8 protein-coding genes are annotated in these 7,829 nt (G+C 69.6%); 4 read left to right on the top strand and 4 right to left on the bottom strand.

The annotated features are described in order from the left end of the window. Window positions 1–810, top strand: an 810-nt coding sequence (locus DW299_RS09305) for a hypothetical protein (RefSeq protein WP_205814360.1), incomplete at its 5' end; no start/stop codon positions are given. 4 nt (window positions 811–814) lie between these two features. Here DW299_RS09305 and DW299_RS09300 read toward each other — a convergent pair. Then, entirely contained in the window at window positions 815–2,020 is a 1,206-nt protein-coding gene (locus DW299_RS09300; RefSeq protein WP_136036413.1) for a class I SAM-dependent methyltransferase, read from the bottom strand. Between the two features lie 151 nt (window positions 2,021–2,171). On the opposite strand from DW299_RS09300, the gene groES reads away from it, so the two are divergent. The 3 genes from groES to DW299_RS09285 all read left to right on the top strand — a co-directional run bounded on the left by groES (window position 2,172) and on the right by DW299_RS09285 (window position 4,973). Further along, window positions 2,172–2,468 carry a co-chaperone GroES gene (gene groES / locus DW299_RS09295; protein WP_017203655.1) on the top strand — a complete coding sequence of 99 codons (297 nt, stop codon included), beginning with the start codon at window positions 2,172–2,174 and terminating at the stop codon, window positions 2,466–2,468. Window positions 2,469–2,641: 173 nt separating this feature from the next. Continuing rightward, complete coding sequence (rarD, locus tag DW299_RS09290) at window positions 2,642–3,571, top strand: EamA family transporter RarD (RefSeq protein WP_136036412.1); 930 nt, start codon at window positions 2,642–2,644, stop codon at window positions 3,569–3,571. Between the two features lie 145 nt (window positions 3,572–3,716). After that, on the top strand, window positions 3,717–4,973 hold the full coding sequence (locus DW299_RS09285) for an ABC transporter substrate-binding protein (RefSeq protein WP_136035191.1): 1,257 nt from the start codon (window positions 3,717–3,719) through the stop codon (window positions 4,971–4,973). A 128-nt stretch (window positions 4,974–5,101) separates the two neighbouring features. On the opposite strand, the gene DW299_RS09280 is transcribed toward DW299_RS09285, so the two are convergent. The 3 genes from DW299_RS09280 to DW299_RS09270 are packed head-to-tail and all read right to left on the bottom strand — an operon-like array spanning window position 5,102 to window position 7,828. Then, window positions 5,102–5,869 carry an ABC transporter ATP-binding protein gene (locus DW299_RS09280; protein ID WP_136035190.1) on the bottom strand — a complete coding sequence of 256 codons (768 nt, stop codon included), beginning with the start codon at window positions 5,867–5,869 and terminating at the stop codon, window positions 5,102–5,104. Further along, on the bottom strand, window positions 5,866–6,861 hold the full coding sequence (locus DW299_RS09275; protein WP_168443105.1) for an ABC transporter ATP-binding protein: 996 nt from the start codon (window positions 6,859–6,861) through the stop codon (window positions 5,866–5,868). The genes DW299_RS09280 and DW299_RS09275 overlap by 4 nt, the downstream gene beginning before the upstream one ends. Further along, on the bottom strand, window positions 6,851–7,828 hold the full coding sequence (locus DW299_RS09270) for a branched-chain amino acid ABC transporter permease (RefSeq protein ID WP_136035189.1): 978 nt from the start codon (window positions 7,826–7,828) through the stop codon (window positions 6,851–6,853). The genes DW299_RS09275 and DW299_RS09270 overlap by 11 nt, the downstream gene beginning before the upstream one ends. Window position 7,829: the final 1 nt, after the last annotated feature.

The raw sequence follows: 7,829 nt of genomic DNA, 5'->3' as shown, positions 1-7,829 counted from the left end.
GACGCTCTTCCGATCTCTGCTCCTGCGCTGCCCTTGACCGCCGCGCAGGAGCAGCGCCGCGCCGAGCTCGCGGCCGAGGACTACGACCGGGGATCGGTGCGGGCGGTGGCGCAGAGCGACGACGCGCTCGCGTGGTTCGCGACGCAGGACGACGCCCGGCGACTGTGCCTGGTGCTCGATGTGGGCGACCGCTCGCAGTCGACCTGCCTGCCCGCGGACGACGCCGCGGACGGCATGAACGTCACGGTCCCTGTCCCGATCGACCCGCCGGGCGACGAGGGCGGGGCCGCGGTCGAGAACGTCGTGGCGACGCTGCTGCTGTCGGTCGACGACGAGCCGATGGTGAGCATCCAGCGCTGGAGCATGAACTCGTCGGTGCTGTCGCAGTTCGAGGGCGAGCAGCGCACCAGGGCCGAGGAGCTCCTGGCGGACGGCTACGAGCTCGGGCTGTCGCTGGTGGGGTTCTTCCACGGGGAGCCGGTGTGGCTGGCCGACCGTCCGTCGGACACCGGTGTGTCCCTGCGGTGTCTGATCGTGGATGCCGACGCCTCGCGCCAGTGCGCCCCGATCAGCGAGGCCCTGGAGTCCGGGCTGGGGGTGCAGGTGGTCGACGTCGATCAGGAGTCGGGAGACGTGATCGCGGTCTCGGTGGTCCAGGTGGAGTTCACGCGCTGGCAGGCCCCGTACCTGTCGGTCACGACCGGGGCGGTGTTCTCCGAGGCGCCGTCCGGAGACTCGTATCTGGTGACGACGGGTCCGCCCGGCGATCCGATCCGGGTGGAGATCCCCGATCGCGACCCGGACGGCTGAGCGATCAGTCGGCCGCGGACACCCGGTCGGCGAGGATCGCGCGGCGCCGGTCGCCGATCCGCACGAGGATCAGGGTCGCCTCGGCGTCGCCCTTCAGCGTGAGCGTGCGCCGGAACGCCGCGGGATCCACGTCCACCCCGCGCTTCTTGATCTCCAGCCGCCCGATGCCGTTCGCCTTCAACGCCGCGTTGATGCCCTTGGTGTTCATCGGCAGCACGTCCCACACGCGGAAGCTCTGCACGAACGGGCTCGTCAGGGCGGTGTCCGACGTGAGGTAGGCGATGCGGGGGTCGAGCATGCCCGCGTCGAGGCTGCGCGCGACATCCCCGATCAGGCGGGCGCGGATCACGGCGCCGTCCGGCTCGTGGAGGAACGCGCCGAGGTCGCGCACCGGGGCGTCCTCCGCATCCGCCGCGGCGGTGAGCTCGTGGGACCGGTCGCCGCGGATGAGCAGCGCCGAGCGGCGCACACCGTCTCGCGCGAGCTCGCGCGTCCACACCACGAGCTCGACCACGCTCCCGTCGGCACTGATCCACTGCGTCTCGGCGTCGTCGGGCAGGGCGTCGCGGTCGTGCGCGGGGCCGAGCTTGATCCCTGTGGGCTGCCGCGCGGCGACCCCGAAGGCCCAGTCGAGCGAGGGGGAGTAGTCGTCCGCGGCGACGCGGCGGGTCTCGCTGTGCCCAGAGGTGCGACGGGCGGGGTCCATCCATACGGCGCGGCCGGGTCGTGGCTCCCCGAGTGCGTCCTCCGCGGTGTCGTGCCGCACGGTGACGCTGTCGCCGAAGGGCGCGAGGTTGTAGGCGGCGATCGCGGCGGTGACCTCGTCGGCGTCGACCGCCAGCACGTCGAGTCCGGCGCCCGCGAACGCGAGCGCATCACCGCCGATGCCGCAGCCGAGGTCGGCCACGGCCGTCATCCCCGCGCTGCGCAGGCGCTGCGCGTGCCGGGCTGCGACACCCAGGCGCGTGGCCTGTTCGAGGCCGGCCCTGGTGAACAGCATGCGGGCCGCGAAGGGGCCGAACTTCGCGGCGGCCTTCGCCCGCAGGTGCGCCTGGCCGACCACGGCGGAGACGAGGTCGGGGGAGTGCCCGGCCGCGCGCAGACGCGAGACCGCGGCGGCGGCCTCTGCGGTCGAGCCCACCTCGCCGGTGCCGTCGAGCAGTTCGAGGCCGGCGGGGGTCAGCAGGGCACGCAGCTCGGACATCTCCACGCCTTCAGCCTAGGCGCGCGGGGGCGGACGTTCCCGGGCTGGCACTCGCATTGCATGAGTGCCAGCCGACCGCCTACACTGGCATTAGCACTCTCGGGTTGAGAGTGCGAACGAGTCTTTCGTGTCAGCGTCAAGAAAGAAGAGGTAGACCGTGTCGGTTTCCATCAAGCCGCTCGAGGACCGCATCGTCATCAAGCAGGTCGAGGCCGAGCAGACCACCGCGAGTGGCCTGGTCATCCCCGACACCGCCAAGGAGAAGCCCCAGGAGGGCGAGGTCGTGGCGGTCGGCCCCGGCCGCATCGACGACAACGGCAACCGCGTTCCGCTCGACGTCGCCGTCGGCGACCGCGTGCTCTACAGCAAGTACGGCGGCACCGAGGTGAAGTTCGGCGCCGACGAGTTCCTCGTCCTGTCGGCTCGCGACGTCCTCGCAGTCGTCGTCCGCTGATCAGCTGAATCCCGTCCCGCCTCGCGCGGGGTCACGGATCCGAAGGGGTCCGGATGCCACGGCATCCGGACCCCTTCTGCATTTCCGCCAATCGTCGGTCTCTTCCCGCCGATCTTCCCGAGCGGCCCGGTGACCGGCGCGGTGGGGTCGCGCCGCGGGCATAGGGTTGTGCGGTGACCCCCGAGACCGCCCGCGCCACCCCGACCGCGGGCGTCGTCTACGCCGCGTCCGCCTACGTCTTGTGGGGGGTCCTGCCGCTGTACTTCCTGCTCCTGGCGCCGACGGGCCCGTGGGAGGTCGTCGCGTGGCGCGTGGTGCTGTCCTTCGTGTTCTGCCTGCTGCTGCTCACGGTCACGCGCGGGTGGGCGGCCATTCGCGTGATCCTCCGCACGCCCCGGCTGCTCGGGTGGACGGCACTGGCCGGTCTGCTCATCTACATCAACTGGCAGGTGTTCCTGCTGGGCACGCTCAGCGGCAACGTGGTCGAGACGGCGCTGGGCTACTTCATCAACCCGATCACGACCGTGCTGCTCGGGGTGTTCGTGCTCAAGGAGCGCATCCGCCGCCTGCAGTGGGTCTCGGTGGGCATCGCCGCGATCGCGGTGGTCGTGATCATCGTGGCGTACCGCTCCTTCCCGTGGATCGCGCTGTCGCTCACCGCCTCGTTCGGTGTGTACGGGCTCATCAAGAAGAAGATCGGTCCGGCGGTCGACGCGGTCAGCGGGCTCACGCTGGAGTCGTTCTGGCTGCTGCCGATCGCGGTGGTGCAGCTGGTGGTGGTGGCGCAGACCTCCGGCCTCACGATGGGCGCGAACGGTGTGGTGCACGCGCTGCTGCTGGGTTTCGCGGGCGTCGCGACGGCGGTGCCGCTGCTGTTGTTCGCGGCGGGGACGCGCCGCGTGAACCTGGCCGTGATCGGCATGATCCAGTTCCTCACGCCGATCATGCAGTTCCTGATCGGCGTGGTGGTGCTGCACGAGCCGATGCCGCCGGAGCGATGGATCGGGTTCGTGCTCGTGTGGATCGCGATCGCGGTGTTCGTCGCCGACCTGCTGCTGGCCGGGCGGCGGGGACGCCGGATCGCGCGCGCCGCCCTGCTCTGATCCCCGGGCTCGACCGCGGCGACACCGGGTGTCGGATCGTTAACGCACCGAGATACTTGCACCCCCTGCGCGCTGACCTCACGCCCTAGTGTTAGAGCACCCGCCTGTGGTCACAATCCACGTTCAGTCACGCAAGGGAGCATCCATGAACGCACTGAAGGGCTCGCGCACCGCGAAGGTCTTCGCCGGGATCGCGCTGGTCAGCGCATCCGCCATCGTCATCGCCGGCTGCAGCAGCACGCCGAACGCCGAGCCGTCGGAGGGTGGCGGCGACAAGCCGGCCGCCGACCTGACGCTCAAGCTCGGCTCGCTGCTGCCCGCCACCGGATCGCTCGCCTTCCTCGGCGCTCCCATGGAAGCCGGCGTGCAGCTCGCCGTGCAGCAGATCAACGAGGCCGACGCCGGTGTCACGATCGACCTGACCACCGCCGACGAGGGCGACCTCGACAACAAGGCCTACGAGACGTCGATCACCAACCTGCAGAACGCGGGCATCACCGCGATGATCGGTGCCGCGTCGTCGAGCGTCACCAAGCTGATCCTCGACAGCAACGCCGGTGCGGGCATCCTCACCGTCTCGCCGTCGAACACGTCGCCCGACTTCACGGGCATCAACCCGCTGTACTTCCGCACGGCGCCGAGCGACAACCTGCAGGGCGAGGTGCTGGGCAACCAGATCGCCGAGGACGGCCACAAGACGCTGGGCATCATCTACCAGAACGACCCGTACGGCACGGGCCTGTTCGAGGCCATCAAGGCCACGTTCGAGGGCACCGGCGGCGAGGTCGTCGCCGACGCGTCGTACAACCAGGGTGACGGCCAGTTCAACGCCCAGGTGTCGGAGATCGCGGCCGCCAAGCCCGACGCGGTCGCCGTGGTCTCGTACGACCAGTTCGCGACCATCGCGCCGCTGCTCGCCAACGCGGGCATCGACACCGGCTCGCTCTACCTGGTCGACGGAAACCTGAAGGACTGGGGCTCCGACATCCCGGTGAGCCTCGAGGGTTCGAAGGGCACGCGCGCGGGCGCCGAGCTGCCGCAGGACTTCCTCGACCAGCTCAACGAGGTCTGGACGGCCGACGGCAACGACCCGATCGACGCCGTGACCTACTCGGCCGAGGCCTACGACGCCGTGATCCTGATCGCCCTGGCGGCCCTGAAGGCCGGCTCGGTCGAGGGTGCCGACATCGCCGAGCAGATGATCACCGTCTCGGGTGGCGAGGGCGACGGCGAGAAGTGCAAGGACTTCGCCGAGTGCGCCGCGATCATCAACGACGGAGGCACGCCGGATTACGACGGCCTCTCCGGTGAGATCACGTTCGACGAGAACAACGACCCGAAGGGCGCCGCGATCGGCGTCTACGAGTTCGGCGCAGACAACACCACCACGCGGATCAAGTAAGCCGCATCGCGAAGGCCCCGGGCTCCGGCTCGGGGCCTTCGTCGTGTCCCACGGCGGGCACGGCGCGACGCGTTCCGCACGCAGAAGGGCCCGGCATCCAGCGGATGCCGGGCCCTTCGCGGCGCGTGTCAGGCGGCGTCGGTGCCGAGCGTGCCCAGGTAGAGGCCGATGACCTTCGGGTCGTTCAGCAGCTCGCGGCCGGTGCCCTCGTAGGCGTCGCGGCCCTGATCGAGCACGTAGCCGCGGTCGCAGATCTGCAGGCAGCGGCGCGCGTTCTGCTCGACCATGATCGTGGTCACGCCCGCCTTGTTGATGTCGGAGACGCGGATGAACGCGTCGTCCTGCCGCACGGGGGAGAGGCCGGCCGACGGCTCGTCGAGCAGCAGCACCGACGGGTCCATCATGAGCGCGCGCGACATGGCCACCATCTGGCGCTCGCCGCCGGACAGCGATCCGGCACGCTGCTTGAGGCGCTTGCCGAGTTCGCCGAAGATGCTGGAGACGAACTCCAGCCGCTCCGCGAAGATCTTCGGGTTCTGGTAGAGCCCCATCTCGAGGTTCTCCTGGATCGTGAGCGACGGGAACACGTTGTTCGTCTGCGGGACGAACGCGACACCGCGCGCCACGAGCTTGTCCGCCTTGAGGCCGACGATGCTCTCGCCCTTGACCGTGATGTCGCCGTCGCGCACGTTCACCATGCCGAAGATGGCCTTCAGCAGCGTCGACTTGCCGGCGCCGTTGGGGCCGATGATGCCGATCAGCTCGCCCTTGTGGGCCACGAGGTTCGCGCCGTTGAGGATGTTCACCCCGGGGAGGTACCCGGCGTGCACGTTGGTGAGCTCGACGACCACGTCGTCGTTCTTGATCTCGTTCCGCTCGACGGGCGCGTCGGTCATGGCTTCTCCTCCTCGGCCTCGTCGGCCTCGACCTCGGCTTCGACCTCGGTCTCGATCTGCTCGCGGATGCGCTCCGCGTCGGCGTCCGAGATCACGGGCAGACGTCCGGTCACGGCACCCAGGTCCACGTCCTGATGCGCGCCCAGGTAGGCGTCGACGACCGCGGGGTCCTCCATCACGGTGTCCGGCGGCCCCTCGGCCACGACCCGTCCCTCGGCCATCACGACCACCCAGTCGGCGATGTGACGCACCATGTGCATGTCGTGCTCCACGAACAGCACCGTCATGCCCAGGTCCTTGAGGTCGAGGATGTGGTCGAGCAGCGACTGCGTCAGCGCCGGGTTCACGCCGGCCATGGGCTCGTCGAGCATCACCAGTGTCGGGTTGCTCATCAGTGCGCGCGCCATCTCCAGCAGCTTGCGCTGGCCTCCGGAGAGCGACGCCGCGAAGTCCTGCTCCTTGGCGTCGAGCTTGAACCGCGTCAGCAGCTCGTGGGCGCGCTGTTCGATCTCCTGGTCCTGCTTGCGCCAGAGGAAGGGGAAGAGCCCGGCCCAGAAGCCCTCGCCGCGCTGGTCCTTCGCGCCGAGCTTCATGTTCTCCAGCACGGTCAGCAGCGACAGCGACTTGGTGAGCTGGAACGTGCGCACCTGCCCCATGCGGGCGACTTTGAAGGAGGGGATGCCGGAGAGGTTGGTGCCGTCGAACGACCAGGTGCCGCTGTTGGGCTTGTCGAAGCCGCACAGCAGGTTGAACAGCGTCGTCTTGCCGGCGCCGTTCGGGCCGATCAGGGCCGTGATGGCGCCGCGCGGGATCTCCAGGTGGTCGACGTCGACGGCCGTGAGGCCGCCGAAGCGCCGCTGCACGGCGTCCACGACGAGGATCGGGTCGACCTTCTTGACGCCGGGCACCGCGGGGCCGGCGGTGAGGCCGGTCGTCTTGGCGCGCGGGGTGCTCTTCGCGGGCGTGACCGCCGCGTCGTTCTCACTTGACAAAGGTCATCTCCCTCTTGTTTCCGAGGATGCCCTGCGGGCGGAAGATCACGATCAGCATCAGCACGATGCCGATGAGGATGTACCGCACGACATCGGCCTGCGCGCCCGACATGGGCAGGTAACCGGCGTTCGCCATGGCGGGCAGCAGCGCGCCGAGGAACGCGAACACGATCCAGAACAGCACGGCGCCCAGCGTGGGCCCGAGCACCGTCGCGGCGCCGCCGAGCAGCAGGATCGTCCACAGGAAGAACGTCAGCGACGTGGAGTAGCTGCCGGGGATCACGGCCGACGGCAGGATGAACACGATACCGCCGAGCGCGCCGATGATGCCACCGACCACGAGCGCCTGCATCTTGTACGCGAAGACGTTCTTACCGAGCGAGCGCACCGCGTCCTCGTCCTCGCGGATGCCCTTGAGCACGCGACCCCACGGGCTGCGCATGAGCGCCCACACCACCAGCACCGCGAGGGCCAGGGCGATCAGGCCGACCACGCGCACCCACAGGTCGGTCGCGTTGTAGGTCCAGGGACCGAAGCCGTACGTGCCGGTGGGGAAGGGGTTCGCGTCGCGGAAGCTCTGGTGGTAGCCGGAGAGTCCGCCCGCGGAGTTGGTCCAGTCCTTGAACAGCTCCGTCACGAACATGAGCCGCACGACCTCCGCGGCCGCGATGGTCGCGATGGCGAGGTAGTCGGCGCGCAGCCGCAGCGTGGGGATGCCGAGCAGCAGGGCGAACAGGGCCCCGCCCAGCACGCCGACCAGCACGCCGGCCCACCACGGGAAGCCGAAGGTGAGGATCGAGATCGCGTAGCCGTAGCCGCCGATCGCCATGAACGCGGCCATGCCGAAGTTGAGCAGTCCGGTGTAGCCGAAGTGCACCGCGAGGCCGGTCGCCGCGAGCGCGTACGCGATCGTCGTCGGGCTGAACAGATAGGAGGCGGTGTTGCCGAAGATGCTTCCGAAGTCCATG

This window comes from Microbacterium sp. K35, assembly GCF_004794375.1.
In the GTDB taxonomy this organism is placed as follows: Bacteria; Actinomycetota; Actinomycetes; order Actinomycetales; family Microbacteriaceae; genus Microbacterium; species Microbacterium sufflavum.
Note: the sequence above shows the minus strand (reverse complement) of the source record. Positions and strands in the feature narration are given on the sequence as shown.

Excerpts from the sequence above, each read along its gene's own strand:
- DW299_RS09285 (WP_136035191.1), top strand. The coding sequence starts at position 3,717 with ATGAACGCACTGAAGGGCTCGCGCACCGCGAAGGTCTTCGCCGGGATC.
- DW299_RS09280 (WP_136035190.1), bottom strand. The coding sequence starts at position 5,869 with ATGACCGACGCGCCCGTCGAGCGGAACGAGATCAAGAACGACGACGTG.
- DW299_RS09270 (WP_136035189.1), bottom strand. The coding sequence starts at position 7,828 with ATGGACTTCGGAAGCATCTTCGGCAACACCGCCTCCTATCTGTTCAGC.